The sequence below is a fragment of the Streptomyces griseicoloratus genome, from assembly GCF_014534645.1.
GTDB lineage: Bacteria > Actinomycetota > Actinomycetes > Streptomycetales > Streptomycetaceae > Streptomyces > Streptomyces griseicoloratus.
In genome coordinates this window covers 1-20,650 of the sequence record NZ_JACVQF010000173.1, presented here as the reverse complement: position 1 = coordinate 20,650, position 20,650 = coordinate 1, and the positions used below count along the sequence as shown (strand labels likewise).

Below are 20,650 nucleotides of genomic sequence, written 5' to 3'. Positions count from 1 at the left end.
GCTACTTCTCCTGCTTCTCGTCGACGCCCGCTTCCGCTTCGGCGCCGCTCATCTCGTCCTTCTCGCCGTCCTTCATGGTGTCGGCGAGTCCCTGCAATGCCGCCCAACGGATGTCGACGGCGTCGTGGTGGTGGTCCGGGTCGTCCGCCAGGCGTGCACCGCACTCGGTGCACAGACCCGGGCAGTCTTCCCGGCACACCGGCTGCATCGGCAGTGCGAGCACCACCGCATCGCGCAGCACGGGTTCGAGGTCGATCAGGCCGTCCTCGACGAAGAGCCTGTCCTCGTCGTCCTCGGCGTCGTCGCCGGGTTCCGCCACAGGGCGGCCCCGGTCGTCGGCGTCAGGGTACGAGAACATCTCCTGGAAGTCCGCTTCGAGCTGCTGCTCGACCGGCTCCAGACACCTTACGCACTCCCCCTCGGCCGTTGCACGGGCGGTGCCTGTGACGAGCACCCCTTCCATGACCGACTCGAGCCGGAGTTCGAGCTCCACCGGGGTGCCTTCCGGCACTCCGATGACCTCCTTGATACCGAAGTCCTTGGGAGCGTCGACCGTGCGGGTCAGGCGCTGCAGCGCACCGGGCCGCCGTCCCAGCTCGTGCGTGTCGAACACGAGGGGGTTGCGGTGGTCGAGGCGGGCGTTCAGAGCCATTCCTGCTTTCGATCTTCTGAGCTCGGGGACGCTGCCCTGAGGTGTCTTCGGGCAGCGACAATCGCGGACGTACGCGCGACCGAAGAGCCAGGATACTGGACCTTTCGCTCTCGGCCCAATCCGGAGGTGCCCCTACAGGCCGCGGCCCTGTTCGTAGGCCCTCAGCTGCTCCGCGCTGATCATGCTGGTGTCGAAGAGACTGGTCTCGTCGAGGGCCTGCGGCTGGGTCTGCGGCGGCTGCGGAGGCTGCGCGGGCTGGGGGGGCATCTGGGGCTGCGGGTAGGCCTGCTGCGGGTCGTACGCCGGCTGCTGGGTGTCGTAGCCCTGGAAGGGCGCCCCCGCCGCCGGGGCGTAGCCGGAGGCGGCGTACGGGTCGGCCTGCTGGTAGCCGTAGGCGTCCTGCGTGCCGCCGTAGCCCTGCTGGTAGCCGGTGTAGGGGTCCGGCTGCTGCGGGTAGCCGTACGCCGGCTGCGGCGCCGGTGTCTCCGGTGCGGCCTGGGCCGCCGCCGGCTGCCGCTCGCCGTACTCCCGCCGGCGGGGCTGCTCGGCGGGGGCGTCCGCGAGGGCCGCGAGGTCGGCGAGGTAGTCGGCGTCGCTGGAGTGCTGGAGGGTGGTCGCGTCGTCGGCGAGGGCGCCGAGGTCGTCGGTGGCGATACGGCCGTGCAGCTTCTGGCGGCCCCGTCCGACCGCGTCCAGGGTCTTGGCCAGCACCGCCTCGAAGGCACCCAGCTTGGCGTCGACGTAGGCGTCGGCGTTGCGGCGCAGGGTCTCCGGGTCGTGGCTGCGCTCGGGGGCGTCCTCGTCCTCGTAGCCCTGCTCGTCGAGGCCGGGTCCCGTGCCGAGCAGCTTCTCGCGGCCCCGGCCGACGGAGCCGAGGGTCTTGGTGAGGACGACCTCGAAGTTGGCGAGTTTGGAGTCGACATAGTCGTCGGCCTCGGCGCGGACCTCCTCGGCCTCCTTGCGGGCCTCGGCCAGGATGCGGTCGGCCTCGGCCTGGGAGCGGCGGGCGACCTCCGTGTCGGAGATCAGCGAGCCCCGCTCGGCGTGCGCGCTCTCGATGATCCGGTCCGCCTCCTCGCGGGCCTGCGCGACCATCTGCTCGCGGTCCCCGATCAGTTCCCGGGCCTGGGCGAGGGAGTCGGGCAGGGCGGCCCGCAGCTCCTCCAGCAGGGAGAGCAGTTCGGCGCGGTTGACCACGCACGAGGCCGACATGGGCATGGCGCGGGCGCCGGAGACCATCGCGGTGATCTCGTCGAGCTTCTTCTGCACGTCCACCGTGTGCTCGCCACTCTCTACAGCTGTGTTGGAGACGGACGGGACGACTGTACGGCCCCGGGGTGTCCGCGGGACACCGGGTGACGGGCCGTCAGCTCGCCGGGTCGCGCGTGGGGGGCGCTCAGGGCCTCTTCAGGCGCTCGGTGAGGGCTGCGAGGACCTGCGGCGGCACCAGGTGGGAGACGTCGCCGCCCCAGGTCGCGACCTCCTTGACCAAGGAGGACGACAGGAAGCTGTAGGTGGGGTTGGTGGGGATGAAGAGGGTCTCCACGCCCGAGAGGCCGTTGTTCATCTGGGCCATCTGCAGTTCGTAGTCGAAGTCGCTGACCGCGCGCAGGCCCTTGACGATGGCCGGGATGTCGCGCTGCTTGCAGAAGTCGACGAGGAGGCCGTGGAAGGACTCGACGCGGACGTTGCCGTACTCGGCGGTGACCTGGCGGATGAGCTCGATCCGCTCCTCGATCTCGAACAGGCCCTTCTTCGCCTGGTTGATCATCACCGCGACGTAGACCTCGTCGTACAGGCTGGAGGCCCGGGCGATGATGTCGAGGTGTCCGTTGGTGATGGGGTCGAACGACCCGGGACAGACGGCGCGGCGCACTTGTGATCCCTCGCTCTCCGGTCCGGTCATCGTGCGTCTTCGCACGTAGAGGCGGCGCGACCGTACCAAAACGTTCCCTCGCCGTAACGACGGGCCCGGATCGCGTCGAAGCCGTCCGGCCAGCTGAATTCGCCGCCCCTGGTGCTGCGCTCCACGGTGACGAGCGCTTCCTTCGCGAGCCACCCCTGCGTGCGGAGTGTGAGCAGAATCTCCCGAAGATCGTCGTCCGTCACGGCGTACGGCGGGTCCAGGAAGACGATGTCGTACGGCTCGCCCGGCGGCGCGGTGCGGATGATCTGTTCCGCCTTGCCCGACCGGACCTCGGCGCCGGGCAGGCCGACGGCCCTGACGTTCTCCCGGACCGTGCGGGCGGCGCGGGCGTCGGCCTCCACGAGCAGCGTGTGGCCGGCGCCCCGGGAGAGGGCCTCCAGGCCGACGGCACCGGAGCCGGCGTACAGGTCGAGCACCCGCTCGCCGTCCAGGGGGCCGCCGAGCAGGGACTGCCAGGTGGAGAAGAGTCCCTCGCGCGCGCGGTCGGAGGTGGGGCGGGTGCCGGTGCCCGGCGGGACCGCCAGGCGGCGTCCGCCGGCTGCGCCGGCGATCACGCGGGTCATCTCTTCGGTCCTTGTCCGTGTGCTCGGGTCGGTGACCGTCCCAGTCTGTCAGCCCTTCTCCAGGTACTGCTCCCGCTCCTCGTCCAGCAGCGCGTCCAGCGCCGTGCGCAGCCCGGGAAGGCGGGTCAGGTCCGGGTCGGCGGCCACGACCGCGGCCGCCTCCTCGCGGGCCTCGGCGATGATCTCCTCGTCCTCGATGACGGCGAGGACCCGCAGGGACGAGCGGGCGCCGGACTGGGCCTGGCCGAGGACGTCGCCCTCGCGGCGCTGTTCGAGGTCGATGCGGGAGAGCTCGAAGCCGTCGAGGGTGGCCGCGACCGCGTTGAGGCGCTGCCGGGCCGCGCTCGCCTCCGGCATCTCGGTGACCAGCAGGCACAGGCCGGGGGCCGAGCCACGGCCGACCCGGCCGCGCAGCTGGTGGAGCTGTGAGACGCCGAAGCGGTCCGCGTCCATGATCACCATCGCGGTGGCGTTGGGCACGTTGACGCCGACCTCGATGACGGTGGTGGCGACCAGCACGTCGGTCTCGCCGGCGGCGAAGCGACGCATGACCGCGTCCTTGTCGTCGGGCTGCATACGGCCGTGCAGGACCTCGACCCGGAGGCCCTGCAGCGGGCCCTTCGCGAGCTGCTCGGCGACGTCGAGGACGGCGAGCGGGGGCCGCTTCTCGGCGTCGTCCTCCGGCGTCTTGCGCTGCTTGGGGTCCTTCTTGGGGTTGTCGTCCTCGTCGCCGATGCGCGGGCAGACCACGTACGCCTGGTGGCCGTTGCCCACCTCTTCGCGCACGCGCTCCCACGCCCGCGCCAGGAAGTGCGGCTTGTCGGCGGCCGGGACCACGTGGCTGGCGATCGGCGAACGGCCGGCGGGGAGCTGGTCCAGGACGGAGGTCTCCAGGTCGCCGAAGACGGTCATGGCGACCGTGCGCGGAATGGGCGTGGCGGTCATGACGAGCAGGTGCGGGGGCTGCTTGCCCTTGCCGCGCAGGGCGTCGCGCTGCTCGACGCCGAAGCGGTGCTGTTCGTCGACCACCACGAGGCCCAGGTCGTGGAACTGCACCTTGTCCTCGATCAGCGCGTGCGTGCCGATCACGATGCCGGCCTCGCCGGTGGCCAGGTCGAGCAGGGCCTGGCGGCGGGCGGCGGCGCCCATGGACCCGGTGAGCAGCACGACCTTCGTGGCGTGCTCGGCGCCGCCCAGCATGCCTCCCTCGGCCAGCTCGCCCATCATCTCCACGATCGACCGGTGGTGCTGCTGGGCCAGCACCTCGGTGGGCGCGAGCATCGCGGCCTGTCCGCCGGCGTCGACGACGGCGAGCATGGCGCGCAGGGCGACCATCGTCTTGCCCGAGCCCACCTCTCCCTGCAGCAGCCGGTGCATCGGGTGGTCGGTGGCGAGGTCGTCGAAGATCTCGCGGGAGACCTTGCGCTGCCCGTCGGTGAGGGTGAAGGGGAGGCGGTCGTCGAAGGCCGTCAGCAGTCCGTCCGGGCTCGGTTTCCTGGGGACCGCGGGGAGCTGGGTCTCGGCGTGGCGGCGGCGGGCGAGGGCGACCTGGAGGACGAACGCCTCGTCCCACTTCAGGCGGGCGCGGGCGTCGGCGATGTCCGCCTTGGTGTGCGGGCGGTGGATCTTGAGGAGGGCCTCGGGGAGGGAGACCAGGCCGCGGCCCTCGCGCAGGGATCCGGGCAGGGGGTCGACGGCCTCCTGGGCGCTGGGCAGGACCGTCTGGACCGCCTTGCCGATCTTCCAGGACTCCAGCTTGGCGGTGGCGGGATACAGGGGGATGAGGGCGCCCGCCCAGGACTCGACGGCTTCGGCGCCGTCGCCGTCGCTGTGCAGCAACTCGTAGGCCGGGTGGGCCAGTTGCAGACGGCGGTTGAAGACGGAGACCTTGCCCGCGAACATCGCGCGCGTGCCCGGCAGGAGTTCCTTGTGGGGTTTGTGGACGCCGTTGCCGAAGAAGACGAGCTGGAGCCGGCCGCTGCCGTCCGTGATGGTCACTTCGAGGCGCTGTCCCTTGCCGCGCGGGGCCTTGGACGAGGCGAAGGTGTGCAGGCGGGCGTCGGCGACCTGGGCGACCACCGTGACGTGCTCGTCCATGGGGAGGTCGGCGAGGTGCGTGAGCTGCCCGCGCTCCTCGTATCTGCGCGGGTAGTGGTGGAGAAGGTCGCCGACGGTGTGCAGGCCGAGGTGCTCGGCCATCACCTTCGCGGTGGCGGGGCCGAGCACCTTCTTCAGTGGTTCTTGCAGTGCGGGCACGAGATCCATTGCACACCACACCACTGACAATGCCGTAGACGTCCCGGGAACGCCCTGGTCGGACGGGTGGCCCGGGTCGCCGGGGAGCGGCGGCGCCGGGGGGCCGGCGCGCTACTCGACGCCGACGAGCAGCGGCGCCCCCTGCCGGCCGCCCCGGTACACCACCGTGTCGACGGCGAGGTACGCCTCCCGGACGTGGTTCTCCAGGTGCTCGGCGACGTCCTCGGGGGCCTCGTCGCCGAGCACCAGCGTGACCAGTTCGCCGCCGGCCGCGAGCATGCGGTCCAGGACGGTCCGGGCGGTGGCGGTGACGTCCGCGCCGATCACGGCCACGTCTCCGTCGATGAGGCCGAGGACGTCACCGGCCTGGCAGATGCCGGCCGTGGTCCAGGACTGGCGTTCGGCCACGGTGACCTCGCCGTAGCGGGTGGCGCCGGCCGCCGAGGTCATCGCGACGACGTCCTCGTCGAAGCGCCGCTCGGGCTCGTGCACGGCCAGCGCGGCGATGCCCTGGACCGCGGAGCGGGTCGGGATCAGGGCGACCCGGATGCCCTCCGTGCGGGCCTGCTCGGCCGCCGCGGCGGCGGTGTGGCGCAGCTCGGCGTCGTTCGGCAGCAGTACGACCTCGCGCGCGTGGGCGCGCCGTACGGCCTGCACCAGCTCCCCGCTCGCGGGCGGCTCCCCCGGGCGTGCGAGCACGGTGGTCGCGCCGGCCTCGGTGTACAGCCCGGCCAGGCCCTCGCCGGGCACGACGGCCACCACGGCGCGCTGGGCCCGCTCCTGCGACGGGCGCCCGTCGCCGGTGGTGTGCACGTCGCCGTGCCCGAAGTGCGTGATGCGGATCCGGTACGGCCGCCCGGCCTCGACACCCGCCTCCACGGCGGCGCCGGCGTCGTCGACGTGCACGTGGACGTTCCACAGCCCGTCGCCGCCGACCACGACGAGCGAGTCCCCGAGGGCGTCGAGCCGCCGCCGCAGCCGCTCGACGGCCGCGTCCTCGGCCTCCAGGAGGTAGATCACCTCGAAGGCGGGCCCCTCCCCGCCGCTCTCCTGCGGGGCGCACTCCCCGCCGGCGAGCCGTTCGGCGTGCCCCGCGCGCGCGTGGGGGACCCGCACCGCCGCCGCGCCCGGCGCCTGTCCCGTGAGCGTCTCCACCAGCGCGGCGAGCACCGTCACGAGCCCCTGCCCGCCGGCGTCGACCACGCCGGCGCGCTCCAGGACGGGCAGCTGGCCGGGGGTGGCGGCGAGCGCCGCGCGGGCGCCCTCGTAGGCGGCGCGGACCACCGATCCGCAGTCGTCCGCGGCCGCGTCGGCCGCGTCGGCGGCGGCGGAGGCGACCGACAGGACGGTGCCCTCGACCGGGTGGGCCACGGCCTGCCGGGCGGAGTCGGCCGCGTGCCGCAGGGCCAGCCGCAGTCCCGGACCGTCGGTGTGGGCGGGCTCGCCACGGGCGGCGAGCACCTGGGCCATGCCGCGCAGCAGCTGCGCCAGGATCGTCCCGGAGTTGCCGCGTGCGCCGATCAGCGCGCCGTGCGCCATGGCCTGGACCGCCTCGGCCAGGGACGGACCGGCCGCGTCCCCCGGACCCGGCGCCCCGGCTCCCGCTCCGGCCGCCGTGCTCACCTCGTGCGCCGCGAAGACCGCCTCCACCGCCGCCACGGCGGACTCGACGGTCAGGTACAGGTTCGTGCCGGTGTCCCCGTCCGCGACCGGGTAGACGTTGATCGCGTCGATCTCCTCGCGCGCCCGCCCCAGCGCGCGCAGCGACAGACCGCACCAGGTACGCACCGCCAGAGCGTCGAAGAACCTCTGCGGCACCTGCGCCACCTGCGCCTCCCTGAGCTGCTGGACGTGGCTGGCAGCGTAGACCGTGAGGGGGTGCCCGCCGGAAGAGGGCCGGGGGCGGACCGCTGAGCCTTCGTGATAGTTTCGCTGTACGGGAGCAGCCGTTGTATGCTGCTCCGGTTGCCCGATCCAGATCGGGCTCTTCCCCTGGCACCGCCACTCAGATCCCGGACCGCTTAGCGGAACCCGGGGTTCGATCCCGGCATGCCGGGATCAACCGTAAGTGCATCTGAAGTCTTTGGAGTGACCCGTGGCTGCCAACTGCGACGTCTGCGGCAAGGGGCCGGGCTTCGGCAACAACATCTCGCACTCGCACCGCCGTACGTCCCGTCGCTGGAACCCGAACATCCAGCGTGTGCGTACCGTGGTCGGCGGGACGCCGAAGCGCGTGAACGCTTGCACCTCGTGCATCAAGGCCGGCAAGGTCTCGCGCTGACGCGTCCGCTGAGCGCGCGGCCACTGCCTGGTTCGCTGCACTGAGCCGGTCCACCTCGGGTGGGCCGGCTTTTTGCCGTGTCCGGACGCCGGCATCCCGGCCCCGCCCGGCCCGCGCGGGGCGCCGGCCCTGGAGGTGACCGGACTCACGGAGCTGCGGCCGCCCGGGAGGACGGCCGCCGGGATCAGGCTCCGGAAGCGTCCCGCCCGAGGGCCCAGCCGTGATCCACCGGTCCGATGCCGCCGCCGAGCGCGAAACCGGCGGCGATCGCCCCGGTGACGTACTCCTTGGCCGCCGTGACCGCCTCCGGCACGGTGTGCCCCTTCGCCAGCCCGCAGGCGATCGCGGAGGCCAGCGTGCAGCCCGTGCCGTGGGTGTGCCGGTTGTCGTGGCGCGGGGCGCGCAGCCAGTGCTCCTCGGTACCGTCGGTGAGCAGGTCCACGGCGTCGCCGGGCAGATGACCGCCCTTGATCAGCACCCAGCGCGGCCCGAACTCCAGCACGGCGGCGGCGGCCCGGCGCAGCCCGTCCTCCGACTCCACCCGTATGCCGGTGATTTGGGCCACCTCGTCCAGGTTCGGTGTCGCCACCGTCGCGACGGGCAGCAGCTTGGTCCGTACGGAGTCCAGGGCGGAGGCGGCGAGCAGCGCGTCCCCGTGCTTGGAGACGCCGACCGGGTCGATCACCGCCGGGGCGTCCGTCGCGCCGATCAACTCGGCGACGGTCTCGACGAGTTCGGCGGAGGAGAGCATCCCGGTCTTGACCGCCTGGACGCCGATGTCGTCGACGACGCTGCGGTACTGGGCCCGCACCGCCTCGACGGGCAGCTCCCAGGCGCCCTGAACGCCCAGGGAGTTCTGCGCGGTCACCGCGGTGAGCACGCTCATGCCGTGCGTGCCGAGGGCGAGCATCGTCTTCAGGTCGGCCTGGATGCCGGCGCCGCCGCCGGAGTCGGAGCCGGCCACGGTGAGAACGGTCGGCGGGTGGGGACGGCTCATGACTCGACCTCTCCTCCGAAGTGGTCCCAGCCGCCCTTGCTGGTCCAGGGCGCCCCGTCGACGGTCACCTGGGGCAGTGCCGAGGGGTTGAGGACCTCACCGATGACCTTCCAGCGGGCGGGCAGCTTCACGTCCGGCGGGAAGGTCGCCACGATCGCGTGGTCCTCTCCCCCGGTGAGCACCCACTGCATGGGGTCGACGCCGACGGCCTGCCCGATGTCGTTCATCTGGGACGGGATGTCGATCTGCCCGGAGCGGATGTCGATGCGCACCTTGCTGGCCTCGGCGATGTGCCCGAGGTCGGCGATCAGGCCGTCGCTCACGTCGCACATCGCGGTGGCGCCGAGGCCCGCGGCGGCCGGCCCCGCGTGGTACGGCGGCTCGGGGCGCCGGTGGGCCTCGACGAAGGCGCGCGGCGAGCGGAAGCCGCGCGACAGCACGGCGTACCCGGCGGCGGACCAGCCGAGCCAGCCGGTCACGGCGACGAGGTCGCCGGGCTGGGCGCCGCCCCGGGTCACGGGCTCCTGGTTGCGCAGATCGCCGAGCGCGGTGATGGACACCGTGATGGTGTCGCCGCGCACCACGTCGCCGCCGACCACGGAGGCGCCCGCGACCTGGCACTCGTCGCGCAGTCCGTCCATCAGCTCGGTCGGCCAGGTCACCGGCAGTTCGGCGGGGACGACCAGGCCGAGCAGCAGTGCGGTCGGCACGGCGCCCATGGCGGCGATGTCGGCCAGGTTCTGCGCCGCCGCCTTGCGGCCCACGTCGTACGCGGTGGACCAGTCACGGCGGAAGTGCCGCCCCTCCACGAGGATGTCGGTGCTGGCCACCACCCGGCGGTCGGGTGCGGCCACCACCGCGGCGTCGTCGCCCGGGCCGACCCGGACCGCGGGGGTGGTGGTCAGACGGGAGGTGAGCTCCCTGATGAGCCCGAATTCCCCGAGCTCACCAACAGTGCCCTTCATTGCCTTACTCCCCTTCTGTCCCTGTCCGTGCCCGGTCGCGCGTCATCTCTGTCCTCGTTACGGTCTAAATGACCGTTCTTCACGGTCGGCGTGATCGTCAACTCCGTGCCGCTCCGGCACCCCGGCGCGCGACTCCCGCACCCCGCGGGTCTCCCCGCGGCGAGCGGCGACGCGATACCGTGGCGTTCCTTTTCTCCGCATGATCCTCGTGGCCGCCCTGGAGGTTCCGTGGTACAGGCGTACATCCTGATCCAGACAGAGGTCGGCAAGGCGTCGACCGTCGCCGAGACGATCAGCAAGATCCCTGGAGTGATCCAGGCCGAGGACGTGACGGGACCCTACGACGTCATCGTGCGCGCCCAGTCCGACACCGTCGACGACCTCGGCCGGATGGTGGTCGCCAAGGTCCAGCAGGTGGACGGCATCACCCGCACCCTGACCTGCCCGGTCGTCCATCTCTAGCCCCCGTCTACGCTGTGCCGGTGAACTCCTTCCGTCACCGGCTCCGCCGCCTGCCCGCTCTCGCCCTGCTGATCGCCGCCGCGGGCTGCTCCTCAGCAGACGACAGCGCGTCGGCGGCGGTTCCCAGCCCGGACGCGAAGGTCACCAAGCTGTGCCGGAACCTGGACAAGGCACTGCCCTCGAAGGTGGACGGCCTGAGCCGTGAGGATCCCGAGCCTGCCTCCGCACTGACGGCGGGCTGGGGAAACCCGCTGATCATACTGCGCTGCGGTGTCGACAGGCCGCCCAAGATGGCCGACCCGGAGGTGGCCGAGGGCCGTGACCCGGACGCGGTCGCCGGCGGGGTCGACGGCGTCGACTGGCTGATGGAGAAGCAGGACGGCGGGTCGTACCGGTTCACCACCGCCAACCGGCTCGCGTATGTCGAGGTCACCGTGCCCGAGGGCCGGGACAGCTCCTCCGTGCTGATCGATCTGGCCCCGGCCGTGAAGAAGGCGATCCCGGAGGGGATCGCCCTCTGAGCCGGTGCGGTCAGCGCAGGCCCGTCGGCCTGCGCAGCGCCGCCTGGACCAGCCGGTCCACCAGCTCCGGGTAGCTCACGCCGCCGGCCTGCCACATCTGCGGATACATCGAGATCGGCGTGAAGCCGGGCATCGTGTTGATCTCGTTGATCACGAACTCGCCGTCCTCGGTGAGGAAGAAGTCCGCGCGGACCAGCCCCTCGCAGGAGGCCGCCTCGAACGCCTCCACCGCGAGCCGCTGCACCTCGGCGGTCTCCTCGGGCGTCAGCGGTGCGGGCACGACGCCGGGCGTGGAGTCGATGTACTTGGCCTCGAAGTCGTAGTACGCGTGTTCCGCGGGCGGCGGGATCTCGGCCGGTACGGAGGCCCGGGGGCCGTCCTCGAACTCCAGCACCCCGCACTCGATCTCACGGCCGCGCAGCGCCGCCTCCACCAGGATCTTCGGGTCGTGGCGGCGGGCCTCCTCGATCGCCTCGTCGAGCCCGGAGGGGTCGTCGACCTTGGTGATGCCGATCGAGGAGCCGGCGCGCGCGGGCTTCACGAACAGCGGCCAGCCGTGCTCGCCGGCGAGGTCGACGATCTTCCGGCGGGCGGCGGAACGGTCCTGCTCCCACTCGCGGGGCCGGATCACCACGTAGGGGCCGACCTTGAGCCCGAAGGAGGTGAAGACGCGCTTCATGTACTCCTTGTCCTGGCCGACGGCCGAGGCGAGCACGCCCGAGCCGACGTAGGGCACGCCGGACAGCTCCAGCAGGCCCTGGAGGGTGCCGTCCTCGCCGTACGGGCCGTGCAGCACCGGGAAGACCACGTCGACCTCGCCGAGCGCCTTGGGCACCGATCCGGGCTCGCTGTAGACGACTTCGCGGCTCGCGGGGTCGACGGGGAGCACCACGCCGCCCTCGCTCGACTCGGCCAGTTCCTCGACGTCGGGCGTGCGGCGGTCGGTGATCGCCATGCGTTCCGGTTCGTCGGCGGTGAGGGCCCAGCGGCCGTCCCGGGTGATGCCGATCGGCAGGACGTCGTACTTCGTCCGGTCGATGGCGGCGAGGACGGCGCCGGCGGTGACCACGGAGATCCCGTGTTCGGAGCTGCGCCCGCCGAACACGACGGCCACACGCGGCTTGCGAGGCGGCTGCTCGGGGCTCTGGGGGAGGTTCTCGGTGCTCATATCGCGATGAGAGTACCCGTTGGTAGGGCGCCGACCTAGCGTCCGCCCGGGTGGGGCGGGGCCGGCGGCGGTCCGACGGCGCCCTGAAGGGGCGCGGGGAACTGCGCGACCGGCCGCGACGGCGCCGGGGACGACGGGCGGCACCACGCGGCACCCCCGTCGCGACACGCCACGCGGAGCGCTCAGCGGCGTTCCGGCTTCGCGCTGCGCGACATCAGCTCCTTGAGCGCGACCACCGGCGGCTTGCCCTCGTGCACGATACCGACGACCGTCTCGGTGATCGGCATGTCGACGCCGTGCCGCCGGGCCAGATCCAGCACCGACTCGCAGGACTTGACGCCCTCCGCGGTCTGCCTGGTGACCGCGATGGTCTCCTCCAGGGTCATGCCCTTGCCGAGGTTGGTGCCGAAGGTGTGGTTGCGGGACAGCGGCGAGGAGCAGGTCGCCACCAGGTCACCGAGGCCGGCCAGTCCGGAGAAGGTCAGCGGGTCGGCGCCGAGCGCGGCCCCGAGCCGGGTGGTCTCGGCCAGTCCGCGGGTGATGAGGGAGCCCTTGGCGTTGTCGCCGAGTCCCATGCCGTCCGCGATGCCGACGGCGAGCCCGATGACGTTCTTCACGGCGCCGCCGAGTTCGCAGCCGATGACGTCGGTGTTGGTGTACGGGCGGAAGTACGGCGTGTGGCAGGCGGACTGGAGCCGCTGGGCGACGGCCTCGTCGGTGCAGGCGACCACGGCGGCGGCCGGCATGCGCGCGGCGATCTCACGGGCCAGGTTGGGCCCGGTGACCACGGCGATGCGGTCGGCGGCGACCTTGGCGACGTCCTCGATCACCTCGCTCATCCGCATCGCGGAGCCGAGTTCGACGCCCTTCATCAGCGAGACCAGCACGGTGCCCGGCGCGAGCAGCGGCGTCCAGTCGGCGAGGTTGGCGCGCAGCGTCTGCGAGGGGACCGCGAGGACGGTGAAGTCGGCGTCCCGCGCGGCCTCGGCGGCGTCGGTGGTGGCCCGCAGGTTCTCGGGCAGCTCCACGCCGGGCAGGTAGTCGGGGTTGGTCCGGGTGGAGTTGACGGCGTCGGCCAGTTCCGCGCGGCGCGCCCACAGGGTGACCTCGCAGCCCGCGTCGGCGAGCACCGTCCCGAAGGCGGTGCCCCATGATCCGGTGCCGAACACGGCCGCCTTGACGGCGTTGCCGGTCGTGCTCACGTGCCCTGCCCTTCCGCCTGCTTCCCCTGCGTCCGCACCGGTTCCTGACCGGTCTGTTCCGTCCGGGCCTGAGCCCGGGTCCGGCGGCGCTGCTCGATCCGCTCACGGCGCGGGTCGTAGGGGGTCTCGGGCGCCTTCTCGCCGCGGATCTCCTCCAGCTGGCGGGTGATGGCGGCCATGATGACCTCGGTGGCCTCCTTCAGCAGCTCCGCGGTCATCTCCTGGTCGTAGAAGCGCGACAGGTCGACCGGGGGTCCCGCGAGCACGTGGTGGGTCTTGCGCGGGAAGAGCCTGGGCTTCTTCGCGTAGGGCGGCAGCAGTTCGTTGCAGCCCCACTGCGCGACCGGGATCACGGGGCACTTGGTCTGCAGGGCGACGCGTGCGGCACCGGTCTTGGCGGTCATGGGCCAGCCGTCCGGATCGCGGGTGAGGGTGCCCTCGGGGTAGAACGCGACGCACTCGCCGCGCTCCACGGCGTCGATCGCGGCCCGGAAGGCGCTGAGCGCGTCGGTGCTCTCCCGGTAGACGGGGATCTGCCCGGTGCCGCGCATCGCGGCGCCGACGAATCCTTTCTTGAAAAGGCCGCTCTTCGCCAGGAATCGCGGCACGCGCCCGGTGTTGTACTGGTAGTGCGCGTACGCGAAGGGGTCGACGTGCGAATTGTGGTTCACGGCGGTGATAAATCCGCCGTCGGCCGGAATGTTCTCCATTCCCCGCCAGTCCCGCTTGATCAGAACCACCAGCGGCGGTTTGCAGATCACCGCGGCGAAGCGGTACCAGAAGCCGATTCTGCGGCGGGGCACGCGGACACCTTTCCTCCAGGGCCTGGGGCCGGACAAGTGTCGCCCCGGGCCGCCCGTCTGTCGAGAACACCGTACGCCCCGACGAGGGAAGCGCCAGATACCCCGGGTGACAATGACGGCGACAAGAGAAGGACGGAACGCTCGTGCTGTGGACCTTGGTCGTACCCGTAAAGCCCCTGGCCCGGGCCAAGAGCAGGCTGTCGGACACCGCGGACGACCGGGTCCGGCCGGGCCTGGCGCTCGCGTTCGCGCAGGACACCGTGGCCGCCGCGCTGGCCTGCCCGGCGGTGGCGGATGTGGCAGTCGTCACGGACGATCCCCGGGCCGGCCGGGAGCTGGCGGCCCTCGGCGCCGGCATCGTCCACGACGAGCCGGGCGACGGCCTGAACGCCGCCCTGGCGCACGCGGCGGCGGCCGTACGCCACGCGCGTCCCGAAAGTCCCGTGGCCGCCCTCAACGCCGATCTCCCCGCGCTGCGGCCGATGGAATTGGCGCGGGTCCTGGAAGCCGCGGCGCATTTCCCGCGCGCTTTTCTGCCGGATGCGGCAGGAATCGGTACGACGTTGCTGGCGGTTGCGGCGGACCATGAATTGGATCCCGCATTCGGCACGGAATCCCGGGCCCGTCATCGCGCGTCCGGGGCAGTGGAACTGCCTCTCGACGCGGTGGATTCCGTACGGCAGGACGTCGACACCGGCGACGATCTGCGGACCGCGCTGGCCCTGGGGGTCGGGCCGCACACGGCCGCGGCGGCGGCACGTCTGCTGGGTCCCGCCCTGCGGGCGGACGGGCTGGAGGCAGGCCGTCACGTCCGGCCGGCCCCGGCGGTCCCGGAGCATGGGCAGTAGGCTGCGGGCATGCAGGCCACCGCATACACGTACGACCCCGAGAGCCGCAGCGGGCAGGTGCTGCTCGACGACGGCACTCCCGTGCCCTTCGACGCGGCGGCGTTCGACGCGGGGGGCCTGAGACTGCTGCGGCCCGGGCAGCGGGTGCGCATCGAGACCGAGGGGGAGGGCGCGCAGCGCCGGATCACGCTGGTGACCCTGCAGACGCTCTGACCCCGGGCCTGTGCGGGATCCGGTCCGCCGGGTCCCCGCCGGGCGCCCCGCACAACACGCCGCGGGCCGGACTCCGAGAGGGAGTCCGGCCCGGCGCGTGAGTGCCCCTGTGCCCCGCCACCTGCTACTTCTTGCGGGCGGTGGCCTTTTTCGCGGCGGTCTTGCGCGCGGTCGACTTCTTGGCGGGGGCCTTCTTGGCCGTCGCCTTCTTCGCCGGGGCCTTCTTGGCCGTGGTCTTCTTCGCCGCCGCGGTCGTGGTGGCGGCCTTCTTGGCGGGAGCCTTCTTCGCCGCCGCCGTCTTCGCCGCGCCGGTGGTCTTCGCGGGCGCCTTCTTGGCCGGGGCCTTCTTGGCGGCGGCCTTCTTCGCCGCACCCGCCTTCTTGGCGGCCGCCTTCTTCGCCGCCGCCTTGGAAATGGTGGCCGTCGGGCCCGTCAGGCTGCCCTTGGGAGCCTTCTTGACCGCGATGTCGTTCTTCGGAAGCTTCTTCGAGCCGCTCACCAGGTCCTTGAAGCCCTGCCCCGCACGGAAGCGCGGCACGGACGTCTTCTTGACCCGAACCCGCTCGCCCGTCTGAGGGTTGCGCGCGTAGCGGGCCGGACGGTCGACCTTCTCGAAGGAACCGAAGCCGGTGACCGAGACCCGGTCACCTGCGACCACAGCACGGACGATGGCGTCCAGGACCGCGTCGACAGCATCGGCGGCCTGCTGTCGGCCGCCCATCTTGTCGGCAATCGCTTCTACGAGCTGCGCCTTGTTCACGTCTTCCCCTTCGGAGACATCGCCAGAACGAAACTGTTCAAGCTTTTTCGCACGTTAGGCAGATATATACCGCAAATCAAACACGAAACGGGCTAATCACCCTTGTGCCGCAACGGACTCGACTGTCTCGGCCTGTTCAGCGTTCCTCTTCGGGGAATCGCCCCTCGTCGAGGTCAGCGGTGAACCGCTCCAGACGCCTTGCCGCATCGGCGAGATCGTGCTTGGCCGCGGCCGTAATGACCAGCAGCTTCCGGGTCAGCGCCATCCGTACGCCCTCCGGGACTTGCAGTGCGCGCACCCTTGAGTGCGCTTCCTTGAGCCGGACCGCGACCGCCGCATAGAGCTGGAGTTGGCCGTCGTGTTCCATGCACAGATTGTGCCATCTGGGGCGAGTTGTCGCCTGCGCAGGGGGTAACTGCCGCCGTCGGCGGCCACTCGGGCCCCGCCGGAAACCGCGCTCACAGCAGTCGACTACCCCGGCAACCACAGCCGTAACGTGGGAAGTTGAGGCCCCCGGAGGCGAGGCACGGACGCGACCGGGCCCGGACACGGCTGTACCCCCGATCGGGCCGATCGGGGGTACAGCGGGGGTGTTGGGATGGCCGAAATTCGACCTTGACCGGGCCCGGATCGGGCGCGGGGGTCAGACCTGGAGGGTCTGCGGCTTGAAGGACGGGCGCTTCGCCTCGTAGGCGGCGATGTCGGCCTCGTTCTGCAGGGTGATCGAGATGTCGTCCAGCCCGTTCAGCAGCCGCCAGCGGGAGTTCTCGTCCAGCTCGAAGGCGGCGGTGATGCCCTCGGCGCGCACCTCACGTGCCTCAAGGTCCACAGTGACCTCAGCAGTGGGGTCCTGCTCCGTGAGTTCCCACAGCGCGTCCACGATCTTCTGGTCGAGGACGACCGTGAGCAGGCCGTTCTTCAGCGAGTTGCCGCGGAAGATGTCGGCGAAGCGCGAGGAGATCACGGCCTTGAAGCCGTAGTTCTGCAGCGCCCAGACGGCGTGCTCGCGGGAGGAACCGGTGCCGAAGTCGGGGCCGGTCACCAGGACCGTGGCGCCCTGCCGCTCGGGCTGGTTGAGGATGAAGGACTCGTCCTTGCGCCAGGCCTCGAACAGCCCGTCCTCGAACCCGTCCCGGGTCACCTTCTTGAGCCAGTGGGCGGGGATGATCTGGTCGGTGTCGACGTTGCTGCGGCGCAGCGGGACGGCCCGGCCGGTGTGCGTGGTGAATGCTTCCATGACTGATCAGACTCCAGCGGGCGTGGGAACGTCGGCGGCGGACAGGTCGGCCGGCGAGGCCAGGTGCCCCAGAACCGCCGTCGCGGCCGCGACCTGCGGAGACACCAGGTGGGTCCGGCCGCCCTTGCCCTGCCGGCCCTCGAAGTTGCGGTTGGAGGTGGAGGCGGAGCGCTCGCCCGGGGCCAGCTGGTCGGGGTTCATGCCCAGGCACATCGAGCAGCCCGCGTGCCGCCACTCGGCGCCGGCCTCCTTGAAGACCACGTCCAGGCCCTCGGAGACGGCCTGCAGACCGACCCGCGCGGAGCCCGGGACGACCAGCATCCGTACGCCGTCGGCGACTTTGCGGCTGCGCAGGATGTCCGCGGCGGCGCGCAGGTCCTCGATGCGGCCGTTGGTGCAGGAACCTACGAAGACGGTGTCCACCTTGATGGAGCGCAGCGGCTGACCGGCCTCCAACCCCATGTACTCCAAGGCCTTTTCGGCGGCGAGGCGCTCCGAAGCGTCCTCGTACGAAGCCGGGTCGGGGACGGCGGCCGAAAGCGGCGCGCCCTGGCCGGGGTTGGTGCCCCAGGTGACGAACGGCGACAGTTCGGCGGCCTCGATCACGACCTCGGCGTCGAACTCGGCGTCGTCGTCGGTGCGCAGCGTCCTCCAGTACTCGACCGCCGCGTCCCAGTCCGCGCCCTCGGGGGCGTGCGGGCGGCCCTTGAGGTAGGCGAAGGTGGTCTCGTCGGGAGCGATCATGCCCGCGCGGGCACCGGCCTCGATGGACATGTTGCAGATGGTCATCCGGGCCTCCATCGAGAGCTTCTCGATGGCCTCGCCCCGGTACTCCAGGATGTAGCCCTGGCCGCCGCCGGTGCCGATCTTGGCGATGATCGCCAGGATCAGGTCCTTGGCCGTGACGCCGTCGGGCAGTTCGCCGTTGACGGTGATCGCCATGGTCTTCGGGCGGGCCATGGGCAGCGTCTGGGTGGCCAGCACGTGCTCGACCTGGGAGGTGCCGATGCCGAACGCCAGCGCTCCGAAGGCGCCGTGCGTGGAGGTGTGCGAGTCGCCGCAGACCACGGTGGTGCCGGGCTGGGTCAGACCCAGCTGCGGGCCGACGACGTGCACGACGCCCTGCTCGACGTCGCCCAGCGGGTGCAGCCGGACGCCGAACTCGGCGCAGTTCTTGCGCAGCGTCTCCAGCTGGGCCCGGGAGACCGGGTCGGCGATCGGCTTGTCGATGTCCAGGGTCGGGGTGTTGTGGTCCTCGGTGGCGATGGTCAGATCGAGCCTGCGCACCTTCCGACCGCTCTTGCGGAGGCCGTCGAAGGCCTGCGGGCTGGTCACCTCGTGCAGCAGGTGCAGATCGATGAAGAGGAGGTCGGGCTCGCCCTCGGCGCGCCGGACGACATGGTCGTCCCAGACCTTCTCCGCGAGTGTCCTACCCATCGCTTTCCCTCCGGCCGGCGAACGTGCGCCGACCCAACTAGAGATCTTGAGGAGGCGTCGCCCGCACCCCTTGTTTCCGGGCATCCGCCGCCAGGCCCTCACGTCCACGGGCCGCTGTGACTTCGTGACATCAAGGGTGGCGCGTTCCACGGAAAATTGAACTTGCGTTTCACAGAGTGAGACGCAAGTATCGTTGCATGGACAACAGTAGCGGCGTCGGCGTTCTGGACAAGGCGGCCCTCGTCCTGAGCGCTCTGGAGTCCGGTCCGGCCACCCTCGCGGGTCTGGTCGGGGCCACCGGACTGGCACGACCCACGGCCCACCGCCTGGCCGTGGCCCTGGAACACCACCGTATGGTGGCGCGCGACATGCAGGGCCGGTTCATCCTCGGCCCGCGCCTGGCCGAGCTGGCAGCGGCGGCCGGCGAGGACCGCCTGCTCGCCACGGCGGGACCGGTCCTCACCCACCTCCGCGACGTCACGGGCGAGAGCGCCCAGCTCTACCGCCGGCAGGGCGACATGCGCATCTGCGTCGCCGCGGCGGAGCGCCTGTCGGGCCTGAGGGACACGGTCCCGGTGGGTTCCACGCTCACGATGAAGGCGGGCTCGTCGGCGCAGATCCTGATGGCCTGGGAGGAGCCCGAGCGGCTGCACCGCGGCCTGCAGGGCGCCCGGTTCACGGCGACGGCCCTGTCCGGCGTGCGGCGCCGCGGCTGGGCCCAGTCCATCGGCGAGCGCGAACCCGGGGTCGCGTCCGTCTCCGCGCCCGTGCGCGGCCCGTCCAACCGCGTGGTGGCCGCCGTCTCGGTCTCCGGCCCCATCGAGCGCCTGACGCGCCACCCGGGCCGTATGCACGCCCAGGCGGTCATCGACGCCGCCGCCCGCCTCTCCGAGGCCCTGCGCCGCTCCGGCTGACCGCCCCGCGGTACGCGACCGGGAACGGGCCCGCCTCAACGCCGCGGCAGGCCCTCCCCCGCCCTCACGTCCCCTCCGGGCCCGCTTCCCCGGCGGCCGCCTTCTCCTGCGACCGGTACGCGAACCGGTCCTTCGCGCGCCTGCCCCGCCTCTCGATGGGCACCTGCCCGTGCGCCGCGGCCAGCCCGAAGGGCGGCATGTCCGCGTAGATCGACTCGTAGGACCCCTCGGGCACGACGTACGCCTCGTGCCACAGCCCGACGTGCCCGCGCACCTTCCCCGCCCGCTCCTTGCGGTTGACGACCGCCCAGGCCCGGTGATGGAAGGCGTCGGGCGAGTGGGCGTACGCGTAGAGCTTCTCCTTGGACTCCCAGTACTGGACGACGTAGTACGTGCGCGGGGAGGCCATCAGCAGGACGTGCTCCAGCAGTCCGCGTTCCGGCTGCCTGGCCAGTTCCCGGAGCATGCGCGGCATGGCGAGGAACACCGGCAGCCAGTGGTGCACCGCCCAGAACCGGTTGATCCGCATGCCGATGAGCAGGACGACCACGTCCCCTTCGGCGTCGGCGGTGGTGCGGGCCGCGGTGCCTGTCCTGCCGGGCATGTCGCCTCCCGAGTGCGGCGAGCGGCACCGTCCGGTGCCCCGTGTTTGGATAGTGCCGGTATCCGAGAAGGAGCACAAGGGATGCGACTGGCCGACCTGAGCGAGCGCAGCGGGGTGTCCACCGCGACGATCAAGTACTACCTGCGGGAGGGCCTGTTGCCGCCGGGCCGGCGGATCAACGCGACCACGGCCGAGTACGACGACGGCCATCTGCGCAGGCTGCGCCTGGTGCGGGCGCTGATCCAGGTGGGCCGGGTGCCGGTGGCGACGGCCAGGGAGGTGCTCGCGCACGTCGACGACGACTCGCTGGGCCGGACCATCCGGCTCGGCGCGGCGCTGTGGGCGCTGCCGCAGGATCCGGAGCCGGACGAGGGCGATCCGGCCGTCGCCGGGGCACGTGCCGAGGTGGACCGGCTGCTGGGGATGCTGGGGTGGGAGACCGCGCGGGAACTCGCCCCGCTCTCCCCCGCGCACCGTTCGCTGGTGGTGGCGGTGGCCGCGCTGAGGCGGCTGGACTTTCCCTGGGACGCCGAACTGATGGCACCGTACGGGCAGTTGATGCACGAGGTGGCCCGGCGGGACCTGGACCTCATGGAGAGCCGCGCCTCGGAGGCGGAGAAGGTCGAGTCGGCGGTCGCGGCCGCGGTGCTCTTCCAGCCCGTGCTGCGGGCCCTGCACCGGCTGGCGCAGGAGGAGGAGTCGGCCCGGCGCTACGGCATCGAGTGACGCCCGACATGCCGGTGGCCCCCCGCCGAAGCGGAGGGCCACCGTCCTTGCGTACCCCCGACCGGATTCGAACCGGCGCTACCGCCTTGAGAGGGCGGCGTGCTAGGCCGCTAC

General features: G+C 72.0%; 23 protein-coding genes. 7 read left to right on the top strand and 16 right to left on the bottom strand.

The window, feature by feature from the left end:
- Position 1 precedes the first annotated feature (1 nt).
- The 6 genes from H0H10_RS08365 to fakA form a co-directional block, all read right to left on the bottom strand.
- Complete coding sequence (locus H0H10_RS08365) at positions 2-652, bottom strand: YceD family protein (RefSeq protein WP_188180219.1); 651 nt, start codon at positions 650-652, stop codon at positions 2-4.
- Positions 653-784: 132 nt separating this feature from the next.
- Positions 785-1,927 carry a F0F1 ATP synthase subunit B gene (locus H0H10_RS08360; protein ID WP_188180218.1) on the bottom strand — a complete coding sequence of 381 codons (1,143 nt, stop codon included), beginning with the start codon at positions 1,925-1,927 and terminating at the stop codon, positions 785-787.
- 121 nt (positions 1,928-2,048) lie between these two features.
- The gene (gene coaD, locus H0H10_RS08355; protein WP_188180227.1) at positions 2,049-2,528 is read right to left on the bottom strand and encodes a pantetheine-phosphate adenylyltransferase; all 480 of its coding nucleotides are present in this window, start codon (positions 2,526-2,528) and stop codon (positions 2,049-2,051) included.
- Positions 2,529-2,554: 26 nt separating this feature from the next.
- Entirely contained in the window at positions 2,555-3,142 is a 588-nt protein-coding gene (gene rsmD / locus H0H10_RS08350) for a 16S rRNA (guanine(966)-N(2))-methyltransferase RsmD (protein ID WP_188180217.1), read from the bottom strand.
- A 48-nt stretch (positions 3,143-3,190) separates the two neighbouring features.
- Complete coding sequence (recG, locus tag H0H10_RS08345) at positions 3,191-5,407, bottom strand: ATP-dependent DNA helicase RecG (RefSeq protein ID WP_188180216.1); 2,217 nt, start codon at positions 5,405-5,407, stop codon at positions 3,191-3,193.
- Positions 5,408-5,509: 102 nt separating this feature from the next.
- The gene (gene fakA / locus H0H10_RS08340) at positions 5,510-7,225 is read right to left on the bottom strand and encodes a DAK2 domain-containing protein (protein WP_188180215.1); all 1,716 of its coding nucleotides are present in this window, start codon (positions 7,223-7,225) and stop codon (positions 5,510-5,512) included.
- Positions 7,226-7,493: 268 nt separating this feature from the next.
- Here fakA and rpmB point away from each other — a divergent pair, with 268 nt between their 5' ends.
- A complete protein-coding gene (rpmB, locus tag H0H10_RS08335) occupies positions 7,494-7,679 on the top strand; it encodes a 50S ribosomal protein L28 (protein ID WP_003993230.1) in 186 nt (61 codons plus the stop codon).
- Positions 7,680-7,863: 184 nt separating this feature from the next.
- Here the strand turns inward: rpmB and thiD are convergent, their stop codons facing one another.
- A complete protein-coding gene (thiD, locus tag H0H10_RS08330; RefSeq protein ID WP_188180214.1) occupies positions 7,864-8,676 on the bottom strand; it encodes a bifunctional hydroxymethylpyrimidine kinase/phosphomethylpyrimidine kinase in 813 nt (270 codons plus the stop codon).
- Positions 8,673-9,641, bottom strand: coding sequence for a thiamine-phosphate kinase (locus H0H10_RS08325; RefSeq protein ID WP_188180213.1), 969 nt, complete (start codon positions 9,639-9,641; stop codon positions 8,673-8,675). The genes thiD and H0H10_RS08325 overlap by 4 nt, the downstream gene beginning before the upstream one ends.
- Positions 9,642-9,869: 228 nt before the next feature.
- Here H0H10_RS08325 and H0H10_RS08320 point away from each other — a divergent pair, with 228 nt between their 5' ends.
- Both H0H10_RS08320 and H0H10_RS08315 read left to right on the top strand, forming a co-directional pair.
- Positions 9,870-10,103 (top strand): Lrp/AsnC family transcriptional regulator, encoded by a 234-nt coding sequence (locus H0H10_RS08320; protein WP_053137604.1) that lies wholly within the window; start codon positions 9,870-9,872, stop codon positions 10,101-10,103.
- Between the two features lie 20 nt (positions 10,104-10,123).
- Positions 10,124-10,624 carry a DUF3515 domain-containing protein gene (locus H0H10_RS08315; RefSeq protein ID WP_188180212.1) on the top strand — a complete coding sequence of 167 codons (501 nt, stop codon included), beginning with the start codon at positions 10,124-10,126 and terminating at the stop codon, positions 10,622-10,624.
- A 10-nt stretch (positions 10,625-10,634) separates the two neighbouring features.
- Here the strand turns inward: H0H10_RS08315 and H0H10_RS08310 are convergent, their stop codons facing one another.
- The 3 genes from H0H10_RS08310 to H0H10_RS08300 all read right to left on the bottom strand — a co-directional run bounded on the left by H0H10_RS08310 (position 10,635) and on the right by H0H10_RS08300 (position 13,797).
- Positions 10,635-11,792 carry a D-alanine--D-alanine ligase family protein gene (locus tag H0H10_RS08310; protein ID WP_188180211.1) on the bottom strand — a complete coding sequence of 386 codons (1,158 nt, stop codon included), beginning with the start codon at positions 11,790-11,792 and terminating at the stop codon, positions 10,635-10,637.
- A gap of 182 nt (positions 11,793-11,974) precedes the next feature.
- Positions 11,975-12,994, bottom strand: coding sequence for an NAD(P)H-dependent glycerol-3-phosphate dehydrogenase (locus H0H10_RS08305; RefSeq protein WP_188180210.1), 1,020 nt, complete (start codon positions 12,992-12,994; stop codon positions 11,975-11,977).
- Positions 12,991-13,797 carry a lysophospholipid acyltransferase family protein gene (locus H0H10_RS08300; RefSeq protein ID WP_188180209.1) on the bottom strand — a complete coding sequence of 269 codons (807 nt, stop codon included), beginning with the start codon at positions 13,795-13,797 and terminating at the stop codon, positions 12,991-12,993. Before H0H10_RS08300 ends, H0H10_RS08305 begins: the two co-directional genes overlap by 4 nt.
- A gap of 143 nt (positions 13,798-13,940) precedes the next feature.
- On the opposite strand from H0H10_RS08300, the gene cofC reads away from it, so the two are divergent.
- Positions 13,941-14,645 (top strand): 2-phospho-L-lactate guanylyltransferase, encoded by a 705-nt coding sequence (gene cofC, locus H0H10_RS08295; RefSeq protein ID WP_309141749.1) that lies wholly within the window; start codon positions 13,941-13,943, stop codon positions 14,643-14,645.
- A 9-nt stretch (positions 14,646-14,654) separates the two neighbouring features.
- On the top strand, positions 14,655-14,858 hold the full coding sequence (locus tag H0H10_RS39685) for a hypothetical protein (RefSeq protein ID WP_223179556.1): 204 nt from the start codon (positions 14,655-14,657) through the stop codon (positions 14,856-14,858).
- A 124-nt stretch (positions 14,859-14,982) separates the two neighbouring features.
- On the opposite strand, the gene H0H10_RS08290 is transcribed toward H0H10_RS39685, so the two are convergent.
- From H0H10_RS08290 to leuC, 4 genes are all read right to left on the bottom strand, one after another.
- Entirely contained in the window at positions 14,983-15,618 is a 636-nt protein-coding gene (locus H0H10_RS08290; protein ID WP_188180208.1) for an HU family DNA-binding protein, read from the bottom strand.
- Between the two features lie 136 nt (positions 15,619-15,754).
- The gene (locus H0H10_RS08285; RefSeq protein WP_188180207.1) at positions 15,755-15,985 is read right to left on the bottom strand and encodes an SCO5555 family protein; all 231 of its coding nucleotides are present in this window, start codon (positions 15,983-15,985) and stop codon (positions 15,755-15,757) included.
- Between the two features lie 276 nt (positions 15,986-16,261).
- Positions 16,262-16,855: a 3-isopropylmalate dehydratase small subunit gene (gene leuD, locus H0H10_RS08280; protein WP_188180206.1), complete on the bottom strand. Its 594-nt coding sequence runs from the start codon at positions 16,853-16,855 to the stop codon at positions 16,262-16,264.
- 6 nt (positions 16,856-16,861) lie between these two features.
- Positions 16,862-18,292, bottom strand: coding sequence for a 3-isopropylmalate dehydratase large subunit (leuC, locus tag H0H10_RS08275; protein WP_188180205.1), 1,431 nt, complete (start codon positions 18,290-18,292; stop codon positions 16,862-16,864).
- Positions 18,293-18,489: 197 nt separating this feature from the next.
- Here leuC and ndgR point away from each other — a divergent pair, with 197 nt between their 5' ends.
- A complete protein-coding gene (gene ndgR / locus H0H10_RS08270; protein WP_009320373.1) occupies positions 18,490-19,206 on the top strand; it encodes an IclR family transcriptional regulator NdgR in 717 nt (238 codons plus the stop codon).
- Between the two features lie 64 nt (positions 19,207-19,270).
- Here ndgR and H0H10_RS08265 read toward each other — a convergent pair whose 3' ends face one another.
- The gene (locus H0H10_RS08265; RefSeq protein WP_188180204.1) at positions 19,271-19,810 is read right to left on the bottom strand and encodes a DUF4188 domain-containing protein; all 540 of its coding nucleotides are present in this window, start codon (positions 19,808-19,810) and stop codon (positions 19,271-19,273) included.
- An 81-nt stretch (positions 19,811-19,891) separates the two neighbouring features.
- Between H0H10_RS08265 and H0H10_RS08260 the strand changes: the two genes are divergently transcribed.
- Entirely contained in the window at positions 19,892-20,536 is a 645-nt protein-coding gene (locus tag H0H10_RS08260) for a MerR family transcriptional regulator (protein ID WP_188180203.1), read from the top strand.
- Positions 20,537-20,650 lie beyond the last annotated feature (114 nt).

Bases quoted from the DNA above. Each gene is read 5' to 3' on its own strand.
- H0H10_RS08365 (WP_188180219.1), bottom strand. From the start codon at position 652: ATGGCTCTGAACGCCCGCCTCGACCACCGCAACCCCCTCGTGTTCGAC.
- rsmD (WP_188180217.1), bottom strand. From the start codon at position 3,142: ATGACCCGCGTGATCGCCGGCGCAGCCGGCGGACGCCGCCTGGCGGTC.
- recG (WP_188180216.1), bottom strand. From the start codon at position 5,407: ATGGATCTCGTGCCCGCACTGCAAGAACCACTGAAGAAGGTGCTCGGC.
- thiD (WP_188180214.1), bottom strand. From the start codon at position 8,676: ATGAGCCGTCCCCACCCGCCGACCGTTCTCACCGTGGCCGGCTCCGAC.
- H0H10_RS08325 (WP_188180213.1), bottom strand. From the start codon at position 9,641: ATGAAGGGCACTGTTGGTGAGCTCGGGGAATTCGGGCTCATCAGGGAG.
- H0H10_RS08310 (WP_188180211.1), bottom strand. From the start codon at position 11,792: ATGAGCACCGAGAACCTCCCCCAGAGCCCCGAGCAGCCGCCTCGCAAG.
- H0H10_RS39685 (WP_223179556.1), top strand. From the start codon at position 14,655: ATGCAGGCCACCGCATACACGTACGACCCCGAGAGCCGCAGCGGGCAG.
- H0H10_RS08285 (WP_188180207.1), bottom strand. From the start codon at position 15,985: ATGGAACACGACGGCCAACTCCAGCTCTATGCGGCGGTCGCGGTCCGG.
- leuD (WP_188180206.1), bottom strand. From the start codon at position 16,855: ATGGAAGCATTCACCACGCACACCGGCCGGGCCGTCCCGCTGCGCCGC.
- leuC (WP_188180205.1), bottom strand. From the start codon at position 18,292: ATGGGTAGGACACTCGCGGAGAAGGTCTGGGACGACCATGTCGTCCGG.
- ndgR (WP_009320373.1), top strand. From the start codon at position 18,490: ATGGACAACAGTAGCGGCGTCGGCGTTCTGGACAAGGCGGCCCTCGTC.
- H0H10_RS08265 (WP_188180204.1), bottom strand. From the start codon at position 19,810: ATGCCCGGCAGGACAGGCACCGCGGCCCGCACCACCGCCGACGCCGAA.
- H0H10_RS08260 (WP_188180203.1), top strand. From the start codon at position 19,892: ATGCGACTGGCCGACCTGAGCGAGCGCAGCGGGGTGTCCACCGCGACG.